The sequence below is a fragment of the Gardnerella sp. C0684A1 genome (genome assembly GCF_055326835.1).
This window is the reverse complement of the sequence record NZ_JBLTSX010000001.1, coordinates 239,279-258,269: the sequence shown is the minus strand read 5'-3', so window position 1 is coordinate 258,269 and position 18,991 is coordinate 239,279. Positions and strand designations below refer to the sequence as shown.

13 protein-coding genes and 2 tRNA genes are annotated in these 18,991 nt (G+C 42.0%); 1 reads left to right on the top strand and 14 read right to left on the bottom strand.

Annotated features, from left to right (window positions below):
- Nucleotides 1-12: 12 nt before the first annotated feature.
- From ACNEUN_RS01080 to ACNEUN_RS01040, 9 genes are all read right to left on the bottom strand, one after another.
- A complete protein-coding gene (locus ACNEUN_RS01080) occupies nucleotides 13-1,602 on the bottom strand; it encodes a hypothetical protein (protein ID WP_463630265.1) in 1,590 nt (529 codons plus the stop codon).
- A 320-nt stretch (nucleotides 1,603-1,922) separates the two neighbouring features.
- Nucleotides 1,923-3,284 carry a UDP-N-acetylglucosamine 1-carboxyvinyltransferase gene (murA, locus tag ACNEUN_RS01075; protein ID WP_463630263.1) on the bottom strand — a complete coding sequence of 454 codons (1,362 nt, stop codon included), beginning with the start codon at nucleotides 3,282-3,284 and terminating at the stop codon, nucleotides 1,923-1,925.
- A 90-nt stretch (nucleotides 3,285-3,374) separates the two neighbouring features.
- Complete coding sequence (locus tag ACNEUN_RS01070) at nucleotides 3,375-4,694, bottom strand: metallophosphoesterase (RefSeq protein WP_427875854.1); 1,320 nt, start codon at nucleotides 4,692-4,694, stop codon at nucleotides 3,375-3,377.
- A gap of 388 nt (nucleotides 4,695-5,082) precedes the next feature.
- A tRNA-Gln gene (locus tag ACNEUN_RS01065) sits at nucleotides 5,083-5,154 on the bottom strand.
- Between the two features lie 40 nt (nucleotides 5,155-5,194).
- Nucleotides 5,195-5,267 (bottom strand) — tRNA-Glu (locus ACNEUN_RS01060).
- 189 nt (nucleotides 5,268-5,456) lie between these two features.
- Complete coding sequence (gene gltX / locus ACNEUN_RS01055) at nucleotides 5,457-7,019, bottom strand: glutamate--tRNA ligase (protein WP_463630261.1); 1,563 nt, start codon at nucleotides 7,017-7,019, stop codon at nucleotides 5,457-5,459.
- Nucleotides 7,020-7,068: 49 nt separating this feature from the next.
- Complete coding sequence (locus tag ACNEUN_RS01050) at nucleotides 7,069-8,022, bottom strand: hypothetical protein (protein ID WP_463630259.1); 954 nt, start codon at nucleotides 8,020-8,022, stop codon at nucleotides 7,069-7,071.
- Nucleotides 8,023-8,050: 28 nt separating this feature from the next.
- Nucleotides 8,051-8,743: a histidine phosphatase family protein gene (locus ACNEUN_RS01045; RefSeq protein ID WP_463630257.1), complete on the bottom strand. Its 693-nt coding sequence runs from the start codon at nucleotides 8,741-8,743 to the stop codon at nucleotides 8,051-8,053.
- 31 nt (nucleotides 8,744-8,774) lie between these two features.
- Entirely contained in the window at nucleotides 8,775-9,281 is a 507-nt protein-coding gene (locus tag ACNEUN_RS01040) for a GtrA family protein (protein ID WP_427875858.1), read from the bottom strand.
- A gap of 84 nt (nucleotides 9,282-9,365) precedes the next feature.
- Here ACNEUN_RS01040 and ACNEUN_RS01035 point away from each other — a divergent pair, with 84 nt between their 5' ends.
- Nucleotides 9,366-9,713, top strand: coding sequence for a phenylpyruvate tautomerase MIF-related protein (locus ACNEUN_RS01035; RefSeq protein WP_463630255.1), 348 nt, complete (start codon nucleotides 9,366-9,368; stop codon nucleotides 9,711-9,713).
- A gap of 85 nt (nucleotides 9,714-9,798) precedes the next feature.
- Here ACNEUN_RS01035 and ACNEUN_RS01030 read toward each other — a convergent pair whose 3' ends face one another.
- From ACNEUN_RS01030 to ACNEUN_RS01010, 5 genes are all read right to left on the bottom strand, one after another.
- Entirely contained in the window at nucleotides 9,799-10,641 is an 843-nt protein-coding gene (locus ACNEUN_RS01030; protein ID WP_463630254.1) for a BRO-N domain-containing protein, read from the bottom strand.
- A 254-nt stretch (nucleotides 10,642-10,895) separates the two neighbouring features.
- On the bottom strand, nucleotides 10,896-12,365 hold the full coding sequence (gene brnQ / locus ACNEUN_RS01025; protein ID WP_463630252.1) for a branched-chain amino acid transport system II carrier protein: 1,470 nt from the start codon (nucleotides 12,363-12,365) through the stop codon (nucleotides 10,896-10,898).
- A 295-nt stretch (nucleotides 12,366-12,660) separates the two neighbouring features.
- Complete coding sequence (gene argS, locus ACNEUN_RS01020) at nucleotides 12,661-14,457, bottom strand: arginine--tRNA ligase (RefSeq protein ID WP_463630251.1); 1,797 nt, start codon at nucleotides 14,455-14,457, stop codon at nucleotides 12,661-12,663.
- A 130-nt stretch (nucleotides 14,458-14,587) separates the two neighbouring features.
- Nucleotides 14,588-17,347, bottom strand: coding sequence for a valine--tRNA ligase (gene valS, locus ACNEUN_RS01015; RefSeq protein WP_463630249.1), 2,760 nt, complete (start codon nucleotides 17,345-17,347; stop codon nucleotides 14,588-14,590).
- A 47-nt stretch (nucleotides 17,348-17,394) separates the two neighbouring features.
- Nucleotides 17,395-18,963, bottom strand: coding sequence for an ABC transporter substrate-binding protein (locus ACNEUN_RS01010; protein ID WP_463630247.1), 1,569 nt, complete (start codon nucleotides 18,961-18,963; stop codon nucleotides 17,395-17,397).
- Between the last annotated feature and the right edge of the window lie 28 nt (nucleotides 18,964-18,991).

Sequence of the window (18,991 nt, the reverse complement as noted above, 5' to 3'; positions counted from 1 at the left end):
AATTATTAAAAGTTAAGTTAGTGTAGTTTGTACATACTGTTTAACAGCATTTTCTATATCCAAAATATGCTGCTTTCGTTTCATACATTCTTCATTTGTTACATTTGTTTCGCGAGCGCAGCTTACTGCGTTATTCACTAATTCCAAAACTTTTTGTGAACTAATTCCACTCCACTTAAATGCAGGTGCCCAAGATTGCACAGATTCCATAACAAGTTCGCTGGAATCTAAACGAATCATATCGTTATTATTTTCTTCCGATAATTTAAGAAGTGAGCTAATTTTTTCAATATAATCTACATAGTATGAGGAGTTATTATTACTATCCGTATTATTAAGTAGCGAATATAAATCTGCCACTTCGCAATACAGTGTTATTTTTGATTTAATATCTTCTGCAGCATTAGAATCTTTTTCACTATTTTTTGCTTCCTCCATCCATACGGAAGCAACATTAATTCTTGACTGTCTTTCCTCATCCAATACTTCACCAGAAAATCCAGCAAAGTAATACCAGTAGGCTTGACCAACTGCATAAGTAAAGCGCGTCCAACCGTCAGCATTCTTTCGCATTAATGGCTCATAGTCAGCCATAATTCCCATAAACGACTGTTCTTCCGCAGAATCCCAACGTTTATCTGCAATCTGATATTTCAGAAGCTGTAATAGCGGTTCTGGAGAAATCTTAGCAATCTCATGTTTTTTTAACATACTCTTCTGCAAATTCATCGAACGCTCAACATATGAAAACACTTTATTAGCATTGCCAGTTTTTCTTATTTCTCTTAAGCATGCTCTATAAGAGGTTCTTACATCTTCATTATCTAAAGCACATAATTTGTCATCAGAAATCATTTGAGCTTGTACGCTATGTTCACTATTTGCAATATTTTTCGAAGCAGTCTTATTAGCGGCTCCTCTACTTTCTGCTCCGCAAGATCGCAAAAAATGCAGTGACATAATAAAACACGCAACAAGAGCAAGCATTGAGCAAATTACTACAGCAGTGCGCTTGGCTAGAATCTCTCCGCTTTCTGCATAAATATTATTAGATTCATATAAATGTGCAGATTTTTGTTTACGAGCAAAAAATCCAGTAAATTTGTTAACAGTGTTTCCATGCTTTGCACGTAAGCTATTACGGTTGCTTGAATCCGAACGCGTTTCCTTAGCTCTGCATAAAACTCCGTAATTATTTTTTACGGCTTTAGTATTATTATCTGCATTTAATTCCTCAGAACTTGCAGAAATATTCTGCAATCCGTCTGCTTTAAGTAAACAAGAACGCAAAGCTATTGCTGCAATTTCATGATTTCGATATTGATCTATAGAATCGCACAGATACTCGCTAACTAGATAAGCATTACCGTTTTCTTCAACAACATCGACAATATTTGGAAAAGATAAATACTGTACTTTATGTAAAGCGTTTAGTATGCTATTTCGACGCAAAAACAGTTTATTACGATCATCTTGCGTAAGTGGAAATAATGCTACAAGAACACGTTTTTTACGAGATATTGTATCTGAAGCAAGAAAAACAGCAGCATCATCTGAAAAAAGTTGCCCTAGCAACTGATATCTACCTGATACCAAAGCCATACTAAACACCTCCCCAATTACGCGTTAAGCACAATTATTTTTTAGATACTTAAGTTAACTAAAAGTTTTTAAACGTTTTTGATTGGCAAAACTTACGTAAAACTAATAGTTGCGACCACTTTACACAATAAAAAATTTTAAAAAAAGATTTTTTCAACATTGTGGATACAGGCTTAACAAACCCTAGAAAAATAAGGATTTTAGTATGTTAATAAGTTAAATTTAATAAAAAAGGCGCTGAAACGTAAAGTCCCAGCGCCTTAAAAACTCTAGTAGAAAAACTCTAGTAGAAAACTATAGAAAAATTATTAAAAATAAAACTAATCTATATCAGCTCCCAAAGCCAGAAGTTTTCCACGAAAATCTGCATAACCGCGATCGATTAACGAAATACCGTGAACATTAGAAGGACCTTTAGCCGTTAAAGCAGCAATCAAATGGCTAAAACCACCTCGCAAATCTGGTACGTCAATATCTTGTCCAGTAAGCGGAGTCGGCCCAAAAATAACAGCAGAATGTTTATAATTGCGCTGCTGAAAACGGCATGGAAGAGAACCTAAGCACTCACGATACAACTGAACCATAGCGCCCATCTGCACAAGAGGCTTAGTAAAACCGAAACGGTTCTCGTAAACAGTTTCGTGCACAATACTCAAACCTTTAGCCTGAGTTAGAGCAACAACAAGCGGCTGCTGCCAATCTGTCATAAACCCAGGATGAACGTCTGTTTCAATAGCAACAGGATGTAAATCTCCACCTGGATGCCAGAAACGTATTCCTTTATCCGTAACGTCGAACTTTCCACCAACTTTGCGGAACACATTCAAAAAAGTCATCATTTCAGGCTGTGTAGCACCCTTAATAAACACGTCACCGTGAGTAGCTAAAGCTGCAGAAGCCCAAGATGCCGCTTCTATCCTATCTGTTAAAGCAGTATGAGTGTATCCTTGAAGCTCTTTAACACCCTCAATTCTGAAGGTCCTATCAACATCAACCGAGATAATAGCTCCCATTTTTTGCAAAACAGCAACCAAATCCATAATCTCAGGTTCAATAGCAGCACCTGAAAGTTCCGTACGACCTTCTGCTAAAACTGCAGCAAGTAGCGTCTGCTCAGTAGCACCAACAGACGGATAAGGTAAATGAATCTTAGTACCATGCAAACCATTAGGAGCAGTAATATGAATACCATCTTCATGATCTTTATCTACATTTGCTCCAAGTTTTCGAAGAGTTTCAAGATGAAAATCGATTGGACGGCCACCAATATTACATCCTCCAAGCGCAGGAATAAAAGCTTCACCCAGCCTGTGGAGAAGAGGACCCGAGAAAAGAATAGGTATTCTTGAAGATCCAGAAAGCGTATCAACGTCCGCAACATCAGCTAGCTGCACTTTACTAGCGTCAATAGTAACAACGCCTTCAGCTCCATTTACTTCAACGCCAACCCCATGCAAACGCAATAAGTCAGAGACCACGTGTACATCACGAATTTCAGGAACATTATTTAGTACGGACTTACCAGGAGCAAGAAGAGCAGCAACCATCGCTTTACTCACAAAATTCTTAGCTCCTCGCACTTTAATAGTGCCATTTAGCGGCTTTCCGCCTTCTACATGCAACACATCCTCATCATTGATACCAGTGTTGCTATTATGCTCAGACGTATTCTGTGCGGACACACTTACCTCTTTCGTTCACACTTCACAAACTATCACTATCATACTGTAAGAGTTGCCAAAATGCTTGTAACCCTCAATTAGAACATAGTTTTAATAACGTGAAGATTTATTACGCCAATGATGGACGATGCGAGCCAAAAGTGAAGGCTTACGCAATAAATCGACCTCAGGAAGCTCATGCTCAGATTCTGCAGTAAGACCATAAGTATAAGGTTTTTTAGAAGAAGATTTTCCCACTAAATCGCCAAATTCAAGCATTTGCGTACGAGGCTCAAATGGGTGACGGATATCAAATTCGAGAAGTCGTACCCCTCTTTTTGCAGGTTCCGGACCATAAGATCCAAAACCGCATGTGGCAGTAGCGACAAACAGAATACCATCTTTACTTACTTTTCCAGCAAAAGCGTTCCTGTGATCGTGTCCTGCTATAACAGCGAATGTTTCAGAATTTGAAAGAATATCAAACTCACCACTGTCTTCATCTGGACAGCTAATACCTTCCCCAAGGTATCCATCTGGCAAAACTTTAGACTCATCCAAAGCATAATAATGCTCACTAAACTTACGATACCCTTCAATCGCATGTTCTTGAGCCGCAAACTCTTTCGGAACCTCGCGCATAAGATCGTAATACTGAGGAAGTGGAAAATGCTGAAAAACGCACAGAGGTGAATTAACTAAAGTTGGTAATTTCTCAAGGAAATTAAGCGCTTTTTTAGACGGAGAACCATACCCACCTTCAATCGCGTAATCTCCAGAATCAACTAAAACTAGCGAAAAAACGTTACGTTCCTGCTGCACATCCATAACAGGCAATGCAAAAGTACCTGGTTCGCACGGAACAGCTAACTGTTTTGGCAGAATAGAATTAACGCATTGTACAGTACCGAAACTTTCTTTATGAACTGTACTTTTGTTCATACAACAAGAAAATTCTTGATACAAGCTATCAAGTTCAGCATTGCTAAGACCACACTGAAAATCATGATTACCATAAGTGACAACCCATGGAATATTACGTTTTTCTAGAGGCTCTACCATGCGCGAAATATGAGATTTAACCTGCGAAATAAGATTCTCTTTGTCTTTAGAATTTATAGAATACGTAATTTCACTGCTGCCGTTTTCTTTTTGAACGTTACGACGGCGGAAAGTGCGTGAAAAATCTTTTTCGTAACCAGCAATCTGATTACCTGTAAAAATCACTATATCTGGGCGCACTGCATCACAGGCCGCGCTTATAAGGCTGATTGTGTCTTTAGAAATATGCGCTACATCCTGTACGTCTGCACACTGCAGCACACGAAACTTTCCAGAAAGGTGAAATTGTAATCTCCCTAAACGTGCTGAAATTGACGAAGGTAGTGTGGAAGTTGCATTATCAACTTCAGACTGTGCAGAATCTGTCATACTTCAAGCATACGGCACATGCACTTAGTATGTAACCGCAAAACTCATAAGCATTTTGAGAAAAATTGTACAAAGCTTCAAAAACAGTAAAAATATTTGAAATTTACAGAAAACTCACAGGAAACAACATACTTACCTTAAGAATCATATGTTTAAAATAGAGACATCAACGAAAGAAACTATCGCAAAAGATAGTTTGGTTTAGATAATTAAACTTCTCTTCTTCTCTTCTCTCTAACCCCGGTCTTGAACCGGGGTTTTTGATTTCTAATCCTAATTATTGATTTCTAATCAGATTTAATTCCCAAAATCGGGTAAGTAGCATAACGGACTATATGCCAAAATAACACAAATAACAAAAAAGCCCTCGTTCTACGAGAGCTATTCGCTGGGGTACCTGGACTCGAACCAAGAATGGATGAACCAGAATCACCTGTGTTGCCAATTACACCATACCCCAATTGGCAGGCTTCGCGGCTCTTGGAACCGTTCCGTCTTTGTACCCCCGACCGGATTTGAACCGGTGTTGGCGCCGTGAGAGGGCGTAGTCCTAGACCGCTAGACGACGGGGGCTTTCATTTATCAGCTACGCCTCTTGACGCAACAAATGACGACTTTACAACATAACAGCTCAACACGCAACCGCGGCGTGTCGAAAATATATTAAAAGTAGCAGAAAACAAATAAAAAGCGGAAATATAGCATTTAACTACATCCCCGCTTTATACAAAATCTACTTAAGATTTAAAAGCTATTTGCGATTTACAAATGCTCACGCAATCCAGCCAAACGCGCCAAAGTCACATCTTTGCCCACGATTTCCATGGACTCAAACAGTGGCGGAGAAACGCGACGGCCAGAAAGTGCAACTCGCACAGGGCCAAATGCCAAGCGCGGCTTGTAACCAGCTTCCTCAACAAGTTTCTTGTTCAAAAGCTCATGCAGGGAATCAGTATGCCAATCGGCGGTATCAACACCCTTCAAAGCAGCGAGCGCAGCATCAAGAACTTCGCCTGCAGATTCCTTCAACTGTTTACGAGCGTCGTCATCTGGCTCAATATAGCCGTCTTCGCTAAGAAGGCTACCAACCATGCCAGCAACTTCGCCAAGCAAGCGCACGCGAGGCTGTACAAGAGGTGCAGCAGCTGTGAGCACTTCACGCTCGCGGTCAGTTAACGCATCCCAAGAATCCGCACTTACTACGCCATCCTTATGCAAGTAAGGCACAGAACGATTCAAGAAATCTTGCGGATCGAGCATACGAATATGCTCAGCGTTAATGGAAATTGCTTTATCCAAGTCGAAGTGTGCAGGATTTGCTTTAACATCGCGAACATCGAACTTTTCAATCATTTCGTCCATAGTGAACACGTCACGATCAGGAGCGATAGACCAGCCAAGCAAAGCCAAGTAATTCAGCAAGCCTTCTGGAATAAAACCGTTATCCCTATGCAAGAACAAGTTAGATTCAGGGTCTCTCTTAGAAAGCTTCTTCTTACCTTCGCCCATAACGTAAGGCATGTGTCCGTAAAGCGGAGTTTCCTTAGCAATACCCATTTCCATAAGATAACGGTAAAGCACAATCTGACGAGGCGTGGAGCTCAAAATATCCTCACCGCGCAAAACCACATTCACATCCATTAACGCGTCGTCAACAGGGTTCGTAAGAGTATAAAGCGGATCGCCATTCGGACGCACAATCACATAATCAGGAACAGATCCAGCTTTAAAGGTGATTTCGCCACGAATTAAATCGTTAAAAGTAATGTCTTCATTCGGCATCTTCAAACGAAGTGCAGGCTTGCGACCCTCCTCGCGGAAAGCTTGCTTCTGTTCTTCTGTAAGATTGCGATCGTAACCATCGTAACCAAACTCAGCTGGACGACCTGCAGCAACATTACGCTCTTTAATTTCTTCAGGAGTAGAGAAGGATTCGTAAGCGTATCCTGCTTCAAAAAGCTTTTGCGCTACGTCTTTATAAATTTCCATACGCTGTGACTGGCGATATGGGCCGTTATCTCCACCAACATCAATGCCCTCATCCCAATCAATATTGAGCCAACGAAGAGCCTCAATAATCTGCTGATAGCTTTCCTCGCTATCGCGCTCATTATCAGTATCTTCAATGCGGAACAGCAATTTGCCGTGAGTATGGCGAGCTTCAGCCCAGTTAAATAGCGCGGTACGAACCATACCTACGTGAGGTGTACCAGTTGGGGAAGGGCAAAAGCGCACGCGAACATTCTTTGGAAGTTCAGGCTTTGTGGATTTTGTTGCATTATTAGCAACTTCTTGAGTTTCCTCGATATCAGTCATAGGTTCCATTGTGCCGCGCGTTACGGACGTGAATCCACGTTTATAAAATCAAAAGCTTTTAATCTAAAGATTGAGTAGATTCTTTATTGCCTTCAACATGCGCAAACTTCGCCGCAAGAGCTTCGCGAGACTTTCTATCATCCTCTTCCTTAGCGAGCTTCTTCGCAACTTCAGGATCCCACAACACATCTTCACGATGCTTTTCCCACTCTGAAATAAGCAGAGGCGAGATAAAATTGATCAACGCACTTATATCACAATTGCAGTTATCACAATTGCAGTTATCGCTAGAATTGCGCACACAATCAACAAGCTCACGCCACTGAGAATCTTTAAACATCATTCGCGGAACGCTAGCACACTCACACACCTCGTTAATATAAAGAAAAATCGGTAAAGTTTCGCGAATATCGTTAGTTTGCAAAATAAGATTACTTAGAATACTTAATATTGCAGTGATTTTTTGCACTTCTATAGTTTCTGATTTATACAGATAAGACTCTTGTTTTGCGCAATTTACTGCAGTTTGTAAGTTCTCACTACTCCAGTTTCCCTTAACTCCCAGCGTATTTGCAGCATTGTTAATTGCGTCAATATCTTCAGAAATGTGAGCTGTAAGTTTTTTAAAAATAGAATCTATATTGTGATTATTAGATTCTAAAATTTCTTCTTCCGCATCATCATAATGAGGATCATAACATGAATCCATATTGTCATAAGCATCAGCAGCTGCAAGAAGAGCGTCTACTATTTCTTGAGGTCTCCCTGGAATTTCATCCGCACCTTCGTAAACGAATTCAGCATCCGGCACTGTAACATCTAGGCCAGTAAGCATACGGGCAATCGCTCGCATTGAGCGTACTTCAAGATTTTCAGCATATTTCGCATCGTTATCGAGATGACGCACTTCTGTAAGAGGCCACAATGCAGTTAATTTTATTGCAGCTTCAGCAGCCTCATTTAAAGATGAAATACTTTCAGTATCTTTAGTTACTTCATCAGTATTCATCATTTCAACGCTCCTTTGCACACTCAACTATTTATTTCACATTCGCAGCGGGATCAACATATGTTATAGAAAGCACGCGCAAAGTATCACAATCGTAAGTAATAGAAGTGATTGACGCTAGTGCAGTGTGACGAAGTAGCATATTATGCTCAGCGTGGCCAGTTTCAAGCAAATGGCGATAAGACCATATTGGAGATTCATGAGTTACAGCAATAATCTGTTCTCCTGGATGCTTACGAACTTGTTCACGAGCAAAATCACTTACGCGAGTAGCAATACTTTTGTAGCTTTCTCCCCAACTTGGCTTCCACAAATTCGCAACAAGCTTCCAATTATTGTTTTTCCACAGAGCACCTTCACCGTAACCTATGCGTTTTCCGCGGAAATTATTTCCAGCTTCAATTAAACGTCTATCTAAAATGATGTCGCTCTCTTTAGATTGAGTAGAATCTTCATCACAGTGAGCTTTTACGTAATCAGAATCTGGAATATTTCGCAACGCATTTTCTATTTCACGCGCTGTTTCACGGGTTCTCTCTAGTGGAGAAGAGTATATTTCCGTTATTCCGCGCATTTGTGGAACTGTAGCTATATATTTTGCAGTAGCCTGTGCCATCCTCACTCCGCGAGCCGAGAGATGAAATCCCGGAAGACGCTCATACAACACGTGCTTAGGATTATCTACTTCACCATGTCGCACAAAATGAATTGTTGTAGCTGGCATTGCGCTCTACTTTCTGCTTATAAAATTCAACTTACTTGCAATTTTTTGTATGTTTAAGCGACCACATTCCTAAGCGATGAGCAAAACTCGTATCTTCTTCGGCCACATACCCAGGTTTCTGAGACTTAGTATCGTCAAGCAACCACTTTCGTATAATAAAATTCCATACAGCAACAACAACAGTTGCTATAAGCTTTCCTATATTTGTGCGCAGCACGTAGATTGCAGATCCACGTAAGCTTTCAGCTAACCCAAGCGTACTAGCCCAAATAATTAAATCGTTAATAAGCAAACCTATGACTGCAGAAATAACAAAAATCAGAAGTTCCATCCACTTTGCCATATCTTCGCGATGCTTAAAAACATATTTCATGCTGGCAATATAGTTAAAGATTAGTGAAATTACAAAAGAAATAGTACCAGCGATCACGTTATTTAAGTGCGCAAGCATTAATAAATTGAGTAACGCAACATCAATAATAAGCGCAATAATGCCTACGATTCCGAATTTAACAACCTGCTCAATAAGTTTCTTCATAATCTCCATTAAACACGCGACTGCTAACAAATAACATATAATTGTGTAGTAATAAAACTTACTGAACTCAGCAAAGGAGCGATTATGCCAGTTATTCATACTCATGTTTCTGTAAGCACTACGCCAGAGCAGCGCGAAGCTTTAAAAGCTGCTTACGGCAAGGCGATTAGCGCAGTTCCAGGAAAAAGCGAACGCTGGCTTATGTGCCCATTCGAGGACAATATGCCAATTTATTTTGCGGGAGACAATACTAAGCCTGCAGCTTACGTTGAAGTGAACGTGTTCGGATCCAGCGTACCAGGGTCAGCTTGGGAAAAGTTGACAGAGCAGATTATGGCAGCTTTAGAGCGCGAGCTTGGCGTGCCTCAAGACCGTACTTATATTCGTTACACTGCAACAACTGACTGGGGTTGGAACGGCAGCAACTTCTAATCGCACGTTTATAATCGCGTCAAAAATCTAACCAAAAAGCCTACCGCAAACAAGCACGGTAGGCCTTTTGCTTTAATCACCTAAATCATTCAGCCTCTTTAGCAACATCCTCAATAAGTTTCCCAAAGTCAATTGCATTTTGCGATGTGACAACTGGTTTACCTGTTTCTTTTTCAATCTCTTTTCTAGCATTTCCAGCAATACTTCCACCACGTTTAGCAACTTGCTTATTTTCCGCTAAACCCTTTGGATTACTGGTTTTAGTAAGTTCAGTAGTTGTTGCCTCAGCAAGCATATTCAGCACAATTTCAAGCGTGGTCATATTGTCTCTAAGATTTTCTTTCTTAAGACCCTTAAAATCTTTATACGCTCTCGTCGTCATCCCCGACCAAGCTTTAGACACTTCGTCCGTTAAAATTGCATACTCTTTCCCAGCTTTCACACCATGATCCTGCCAAGCATCAGTCAATTCTTTTCTTACTTGAATTGACTGAAGCCTTTGATTAATCCACTCTCGTGAATAACCTTTTTTCAAATACGTTGCTAAGGCCCTATCAATAGCTTGCTCAGGGTCTATTACTTCATCAATTCTCTCTTTACCAACTGTCGCTAACCACATTTTGAATGGCTCAGCTTTGGGAGATGGTATTGACTGAATAATACGCAAAATTCCTTGCACATCAGCGGCGTCTGTCTCATATTTTTTCCCGTCAGACGATGCAAGTTTCAGTTGTCGACAAAATGTCGACAACTCACTTTTTTCTTCCTCGCTCATGCGCTTTTTTACACGATACCAATAGTCTCTCGGATTCTTACTATCCGTCAAAACGGCAACCACATCCACTACCGAAAAATACCATTCTTCTTTTTCGTTATTCCAAACGGAACGTACTTGCTTACCTTCAAATAATTTAATTTCATTATCCATATTGATCCCCTTCAACACAGTTATCCCCTCATTAACTATCAATTTTATAATATCGTCCAATTTACAACAATATGTATTTAACACTTGGAAAGAAGCAACTTCTAACGTTAAATTTTATGCACAAATAATAAAGCGCGGATACGTTTACTTACTAAATAATTAGTAAATAAAATATCCGCGCTATTGCTATGAAAATATTGTAATAATTCTAAAGAAGATAGCGAGTTTTATAATTTTATATCAGATAAACAAATTTACTCATTTTCTACTTCAGTTAGAACACTCCCCTCAGCAGTAGGAGCAACAGTATTTTCAACCATCTCTTTCATATCCTTGTTGTCAAATAGAACCATGCGAACATATCCAACAACAAATCCAACAACAGCAGGGCAAAGCCAAGCCATGCCAAATTCTGAGAACGGCAGCCAGTTTTGAGCAACTACCAACATATCGTTCATGTGCAATGCGTCGCGCAAAGCTGTTGGCAAACTATTCAAAAAGTCATATACCGCTGCAACACCAGTAAAACCAAGCGTCCAAGCATACACAACTTTGGAATTGTCAAAAAGTCGACCGCACAAAGCCAAAAGAATCAAAACAATTGACAGTGGATACAAGAACATCAATACTGGAACCGCGTATTCGATGATTGCACTCAAACCAAAGTTTGCAAGACCAAACGAAACAAGCGTAATCAACACAGACCAAACGCGATAGCTAGGACCCTTAGGGAATAACTTAGAGAAGGTTTCCGAGCAGCTTACGATTAAGCCAACCGCAGTCTTTAAGCAGGCAAGCGTTACAGTTGCAGCAAGCACAAACAAGCCAACGTTTCCAAGATGGTAGCGTGCAACTTGCGCCAAAGTTACGCCACCATTTTTCGCAGGTGGGAACATTGCACGGCTACGCACACCAACAATAACAATTGCGACGTAAATCAACGCCATAAGCAAGCAACTAAAGAAACCAGAACGAGCAGTATTCACTGCCACATCTTTAGGATCTTTCACACCAAACTGACGAATGGTGCTAACAACCACAATTCCAAATGCCAAGCTAGCTAAAGCATCCATTGTGTTGTAGCCATCTAAGAATCCTGTAAAGAATGACTTATTAACGTAATTTCCTATAGGAGCAGCATCCGCAGAAGCGCCGCTTACAGGAGAAAATAGTGCTGTAAATACTAAAATCGCTAGGAACACAAGGAAGATTGGCGTAAGAACTTTACCAACCCACGTAAGTATTCCGCTTGGCTTCATAGCAAAGAAGAACGCAAGTGCAAAGAACACTACTGAGAACAAGAATAAGTAAAGCTGACCGTTTCCGTCTTGTGGAACAACGCGCTCTAAGCCAACAGTGTATGAAGTTGTTGCGCAGCGAGGAATTGCAAAGAATGGGCCAATTGTTAAATACAGCACACATGTGAAAAACATGCCGTATTTTTTGCTAGGCTTGCTAGAAAGCTCAAAAAGGCCATTTGCGCGACTCATTGCGAGTGCTGTAACGCCAAGCAATGGCAAACCAACGCCAGTAACAATAAAACCTAACGCTGCAGGCGCAGAATTAGTTCCTGCATTAGCACCAAGAAACACAGGGAAAATCAGGTTTCCAGCGCCAAAGAACATACCAAACAACATGACCGCCACGTACGCGGACTCAATAATTGTCAGGTTCCTTTTTTTCGGGGCACTGTCTGTGCTGACACTTTGTGTTGTGACGCTCATGCTTACACCTCCTATAAGGATAAATTTGTATTTACATACTATTCAGCTAAATCTCTGACTTTATATTGTGGATTTAAAGCGAAAATAATATTAGGGGGTATATTAATAAATCACATGTACTTAATCGACAAAAATTTGCAATTTCGCGCGTGTCTTCTCATAAAAATGTCAGAGAATAATCAAAAATAATAAAAAATAATAAGAAATAATTTGGGTTAATTTCAAAAAATAAAAGGACGCTAACATAAAAGCTAGCGTCCTAAACAAATCTTAAATGCTCAATAATAGCAAAAAGTTACATCTTTTCCGGAGCGGAAACTCCAAGCAAATCAAGTCCAGATGCAATTACTGTACGCACAGCTTCGTTAAGCTTTAAGCGAGCTGCAGCGCGCGCAGGCTCTGGGCACTTTGCAATGCGCTGAGCTTCACGCTCGGCTTCTGGCAAACGATTTTCTGGGTCAGTTAACTCCATTGGCACAACGCGCTCAAGGTTGTACCACTTGTGGTAGCTTGCTGCCAAATCCTCAAGATAATGCGCAACGCGGTGAGGAGCGCGCAAATCGCCAGCTTGAGCCAAAGCTGCAGGCCATTGAGCCAAAGCAGCCAACACTTCGCCGTCAGCCTCGGTATTAAGCAAGCTTAAATCAGCGCCATCTTGCGTAATTCCAGCGTCTGCAGCATTGCGAGCCACATTGCAGCTACGTGCGTGAGCGTATTGCACGTAATACACAGGATTATCGTTGCTGTGGGAAGCAAGCAAATCCAAATCAATATCAACGCTTGTGTTGTAATCTGTGCGAGCAAGCGAGTAGCGAGAAGCGTCAACGCCAATTGCATCAACTAAATCGTCAATAGTAATAACGTTTCCTGCGCGCTTGCTCATGCGTACAGGTTTTCCGTCTTTCATAACGTTTACAAGCTGGCCAATAAGAATCTGCATGTTTTCGCCAGGATTGTCTCCAAAAGCCGCGCACATTGCCATCATTCGGCCAATATATCCGTGATGATCCGCACCTAGCATGTAGATTGCTACATCTGCAGGATTCTGTTCGCGGTGGCGTTTGTTGCGATAGTACGCAATATCTGCAGCAAAGTAAGCGTAATTGCCGTCAGACTTAATAATTACGCGATCCTTATCGTCGCCATGCTTAGTGGATTCAAACCAAGTTGCACCATCTTTTTCGAAAATATCTCCGCGAGAACGCAAGTCTGCAATAGCGCGCTCAACTTCGCCATCCTCGTACAGGCTGTTTTCATGGAACCACACGTCGAAACTAACGCGAAAATCGCGCATTGATTTACGAATCTCCGCAAACATCATTGGAACTGCGCGCTTGCGGAACTCTTCGCGCTGCTCGGAATCGCCTTCGCCAAGCGGCAATCCTTCCTCGTCTTTTCCAAGATCAATTCGTGGCAAAGAAAGAACGTCAACACCGTCCGCATTTGCTTCTTTTATAACAGCGTCCGCGATTTCGTTAATATACGCGCCTTTGTAGCCGTCTGCAGGCGTTTCTTCGCCGTGAGCTGCAGCAACTAAAGACTTTGCGAAACGGTTGATTTGCTCACCGTGATCGTTGAAATAGTATTCGCGTACAACTTTTGCGCCGTTCGCTTCCAAGACTCGAGCCATAGAATCACCAACTGCAGCCCAGCGAGTGCCACCGATGTGGATTGGACCAGTTGGGTTTGCGGAAACAAACTCAAGATTCAAAGTTTTGCCGCTTAAGTGCGTATTCTTGCCAAAATTAGCACCCTGCTTTAAGACCTCGTCTACGACAGCCGCTGCAGAAGCAGAATCAAGCGTTATATTAATAAAACCAGGACCTGCAACTTCTACAGACGCAATACCTTCTGCCTCTTGCAAACGCTCGGCAAAAAGTTCAGCTAAATCGTGAGGCTTCATACCAGCTTTTTTGGCGAGCTGCATAGCAACGTTCGTAGCCCAATCGCCGTGTGCGCGATCTTTTGGCCTCATAACTGCGAGTTTTTCGGCAGCAGGAATCAAATCTTCTGTTAGATTTCCAGCTTTACCGCTTGCTACTAAATCTTTAGCAATTTTTTCAATTAATTCACTTAAGCTTTCTGGATTCATGGTTTACAGTCTAGCGTTACCGCGCGATGCTTAGTATTTACAATACACAAAAAGCGCTGGAGTCGAAGATTGACTTCCAGCGCTTTTGTTTTGCGATTAATTATTTTCGACTACTTGCGATTACCGGCAACTACTTCTTTTTTGCAGGAGCTTCGCCAAGTTCGCTTTGAGCAACTGCAACGTTCACGTTAGCAGCATCAGACTCCGCAGATTCAGAATCAGAAGAATCCTCAGCAACTGCCGCCTTAACAGCGTTAAGCTTTACTTCTCCAGTAACACGTCCAGCTTCAGCAACATCATCCAAAGTCTCCTCAACAGCTTTGTAAGCGTTTTCTGCTACGTTCAAAGTCACTTGCAAAATAGGAGTCTTCATAGAAACTTTTGCTTCAGACTTAATCTTTCGCAAAGTAGCCAAAGCTTCACCTGCATAAGCCAAAGTATCTGCAGAAACACCGTTTGCAGCAGCCTCATACGCCTTAGCGCATGGCCAGCTAGCGCGATGCACGGAACCTTCTCCGTCATGCATCCAGCTCCACACTTCTTCAGTAGCGTAAGGCAAGTAAGGAGCAAGCAAGCGAGCCAAAGCATCGAGTGCAAGACCAAGAGTTGTGCGAGCAGACTTTACAGCAGTTTCGCTTGGAGTGCGTCCAGTGGATTCTGCAGTACCATAAGCACGATTCTTTGCAAGCTCAATGTAATCGTCGCAGAATTCCCAGAAGAAGGTTTCGATTGCTTCCAAAGCCTTGGAATGCTCGTAAGATTCAAGCGCATCAGTTGCGGTACGAATAACGGATGCGAGCTTTGCCATAACAGAGCGATCCAAAACTTCCGTAACGTCTGCAAAATCCCAGTCCGCGGTAGCAGACTCAAGAACCTGATGCTCCTCGTCTTCTCGGCCAATTGCGAGCGCAAACTTCGTAGCGTTCAAAAGCTTAATCGCAAGACGGCGACCAATCTTCATTTGGCCTTCGTCGTAAGTTGCATCCAAGCCAAGTTTTGCTGAAGTTGCCCAGTAGCGCACAGCATCCGCACCAAACTCTTCGATTGGCTTATTTGGCACAACAACGTTTCCCTTAGATTTAGACATCTTCTTATGGTCAGGATCAAGAATCCAGCCAGAAAGCGCAGCATGCTTCCAAGGCAAGCAGCCGTTTTCAAGATGCGCGCGGTCAACCGTACTAAACAGCCAAGTACGAATAATATCCTGGCCTTGTGGACGCAAATCCATTGGGAAAGTAGCCTTAAACAAAGCCTGATTTTCCTCACCTGGCTCTTCCCAACGAGTCACGATTTGTGGAGTTAAGGAAGATGTAGCCCAAGTGTCCATAATATCTTGCTCAGCTGTAAAGCCGTTTGGTTGGTCTCGCTGAGACTCATCGAATCCTTCTGGAACGTCAATAGTTGGGTCGATTGGCAAACGATCTTCGCTAGGCGTCAAAGGATGCTCGTAATCCACTTCCCCATTTTCGTTTACTGGATACCAAAGTGGGAATGGAACACCAAAGAAGCGCTGACGAGAAATAAGCCAGTCGCCATTCAAGCCATGAACCCAATTCTCATAGCGCACGCGCATAAAGTCTGGGTGGAAATTAAGTTCCTTACCACGCTCAATAAGCTCAGCGTTCAGCTTTTCGTCCGTACCGCCGTTCTTTAAGTACCACTGGCGAGAAGTGACGATTTCCAAAGGCTTATCGCCCTTTTCGTAGAAATTCGTCATACGCTTTGTTGGCTTTGGATCGCCTTCCATGTCTCCAGCTGCTTGCAAAGCTTCAACAACTTCCTTACGAGCAGAGAACGTGGTTTTGCCAGCAATTTTCTCGAACATTTCGCGACCGGACTCATCAGTAATCCAATCAGGAGTCGTCATTACAATGCGACCGTTACGCTGAATGATTGGTCGAGTTGGCAAATTCAAGTCACGCCACCACTCAACGTCTGTTACGTCACCAAAAGTGCAGCACATTGCAATGCCAGCACCCTTGTCCATTTGAGCAGCAGAATGAGCCAAAATCGGAACCTTCACCTTAAACAGCGGTGAGTAAACTTCCTGGCCAAAGTACTTCTTGTAACGCTCATCATCTGGATTTGCAATCAAAGATGTGCAAGCAGCAAGTAATTCTGGTCGCGTGGTTTCAATATAAATTGGCGTACCATCTTCGAAACGGAACGCAATCTTATGGTAGAAACCAGGATATTCGCGCGATTCAAGCTCAGCTTGTGCAACTGCAGTTTGGAAAGTCACATCCCACAAGCCAGGAGCGTCTTTCTGATAAGCTTCTCCGCGAGCAAGATTACGAAGGAATGCTTTTTGCGCAACTCGACGAGGCTGCTCGCCAATAGTGTGATAAGTTTGCGACCAGTCTACAGAAAGACCGAGTCTGCGCCACAATGCTTCAAAAAGCTTCTCATCTTGAGAAGTCAAGCGCTCACAAAGCTCAATAAAGTTCTGCCTGCTTACAGGAACCTGATCTTTAGCTTCAATCTTCTTGCCTTCAGTGCCTTCAAAAGGCGGCTTAAAATCAGGATCATATTTAAGCGAAGTGTCTACGCGCACGCCGTAATAGTTTTGCACGCGACGCTCTGTTGGCAAGCCGTTATCGTCCCAACCCATTGGGTAGAACACGTCAAAGCCTTGCATTCTCTTATAACGCGCAATCACATCCGTATGCGTGTAAGAGAATACGTGACCTACGTGCAAGTGGCCGCTAACGGTTGGAGGTGGAGTATCGATAGAATATACGGCCTTACGGTCGCGAGAATTATGGAATGCGTAAGTCTTAGCTTCGTCCCAATTGCTACGCCACTTGTCTTCAAGACCATCAACGCCAACTTTGTTTGGAAGAGGCGTTAAATGTGCGCATTTTACTGTGTTATTATCCTGTTCACTCATGAACTGAATATTAGAAACTCAGCGCGACAACGCAAATCTTATGCTTTCTACTTAACAGTTAAGTCATGTAATGGAAGCAACTGATCAGTCATATTCTTTGTGTAACCGCTGATATTAGACTTCACAGCCATAATGCTTTTACGCGCGTAAAGCCAGTGAGCTCCAGCATTTTCACTAAGAGCCCTGGCATATTTGCTAGCATTAATCCTGTACTCATCAGCATTCTTTGCTCTTGCAGCATTAGCCCAATATTGTTGAGCAGCAGCATTCTGGAACAAGAAGGCAGAACCATTCTCAGCAAAACTGCCCTCATCTAAAGTATGAGTAAATGTTGTAAGCGCCAAATGATACTTATTTTCTTTAATTCTTTGAGCAATAGTATCTTCATCCAGTACTTCTAGGTTAATTTTCGCGCCACTAAATGCAATAATCTGATCAGAATACTGTTTACCTAGCTTCTCGTAACCTTTAGGAACTAGGAAATCAAGTGTTTTAAGGTATCTTCCACCAAAGTAACGGAACTTTGCGCGCGCCTGCTCAGCACTGTAAGGAAATATATTATTTAAATCTTCATAACCTGGAGATAGTGGATCAATAGGTCCGCCCAATTGCACGCCACCGTTACCGTCATCAGCAATAGCAATCTTAGCGTCTAAAGAAGATCGAACTGCTTTTCTAGCCCACTGATCTTCAAAAATAGAATCAACAGTGTTGCTATTAAAAGCTATAAAAACAACGCGAGTAGATTGGCCTTCAACCATATTAGTATTAGCTATCTTAGCTAAACGAGCATTTTCAGTACCTTCTTTAGGAACAGCCATCTGCACTTCATTACGTTCCATAGCTTCAGCAAGCGCTGAATCAGAAGGATAGTATTGCAAAGTAATTCCTGAACATTTAGCAGGATCAGACCAATAATTGTTATTTCTAGAAAGCTCTATACTCTTACCAGCGTCGTAATTATTAACAGTAAAAGGACCAGTTCCTAACGCACTGTTAGCATAATCAACTCTTGCGTCTACGTCGTACACTATTCCAGCACGACCAGCTAAACGCCTCAAAAGTAGAGGATCCGGAGCTCGCAAAGCAATGGTAACTGTGTACATATCAGGATTCGTAACAGTTTTAATATTTTCAAGCTTTGCATAACCTGGATAATTTTTCGTAATTCCCTGCTGCAAAGAACGCAACACAGAACTTGATGTCATCTTGTCACCGTTACTAAAAGTGACTCCTTTTTGTAAACTAAACTTATAGTTCAACCCATCAGATGAAATTTCCCAAGAAGTAGCTAAACCAGGCTGTAAATTGTTGTTATCGTCTCGCTTTACCAAAGTCTCATAAACGTTTCCCAACAACGCTTGCTGCAAAGCATCACTATCATCTTGTCGTATATCAAGAGATTTAGGAGCTGTGCGCAAACCAACAGTTACAACCGAATTACCAGAAGGCTTAGTAAGAATTGCAAGAGGAGAACGCCCCTTATATATTTGCCACCCAAACCACAAAGCTACTATCATTACCGCAGAAACAATAACGAACAAAATCCACGGCGCTAATCCCCTATTACGATGACGTGCATAGCCACTATACGCATCTCTGTTCATTCTTGACATATCTTACAGTGTATATCAAGAGATGAAT

Bases quoted from the DNA above. Each gene is read 5' to 3' on its own strand.
- ACNEUN_RS01080 (WP_463630265.1), bottom strand. From the start codon at position 1,602: ATGGCTTTGGTATCAGGTAGATATCAGTTGCTAGGGCAACTTTTTTCA.
- ACNEUN_RS01070 (WP_427875854.1), bottom strand. From the start codon at position 4,694: ATGACAGATTCTGCACAGTCTGAAGTTGATAATGCAACTTCCACACTA.
- gltX (WP_463630261.1), bottom strand. From the start codon at position 7,019: ATGGAACCTATGACTGATATCGAGGAAACTCAAGAAGTTGCTAATAAT.
- ACNEUN_RS01050 (WP_463630259.1), bottom strand. From the start codon at position 8,022: ATGATGAATACTGATGAAGTAACTAAAGATACTGAAAGTATTTCATCT.
- ACNEUN_RS01045 (WP_463630257.1), bottom strand. From the start codon at position 8,743: ATGCCAGCTACAACAATTCATTTTGTGCGACATGGTGAAGTAGATAAT.
- ACNEUN_RS01040 (WP_427875858.1), bottom strand. From the start codon at position 9,281: ATGAAGAAACTTATTGAGCAGGTTGTTAAATTCGGAATCGTAGGCATT.
- ACNEUN_RS01035 (WP_463630255.1), top strand. From the start codon at position 9,366: ATGCCAGTTATTCATACTCATGTTTCTGTAAGCACTACGCCAGAGCAG.
- ACNEUN_RS01030 (WP_463630254.1), bottom strand. From the start codon at position 10,641: ATGGATAATGAAATTAAATTATTTGAAGGTAAGCAAGTACGTTCCGTT.
- brnQ (WP_463630252.1), bottom strand. From the start codon at position 12,365: ATGAGCGTCACAACACAAAGTGTCAGCACAGACAGTGCCCCGAAAAAA.
- argS (WP_463630251.1), bottom strand. From the start codon at position 14,457: ATGAATCCAGAAAGCTTAAGTGAATTAATTGAAAAAATTGCTAAAGAT.
- valS (WP_463630249.1), bottom strand. From the start codon at position 17,347: ATGAGTGAACAGGATAATAACACAGTAAAATGCGCACATTTAACGCCT.
- ACNEUN_RS01010 (WP_463630247.1), bottom strand. From the start codon at position 18,963: ATGTCAAGAATGAACAGAGATGCGTATAGTGGCTATGCACGTCATCGT.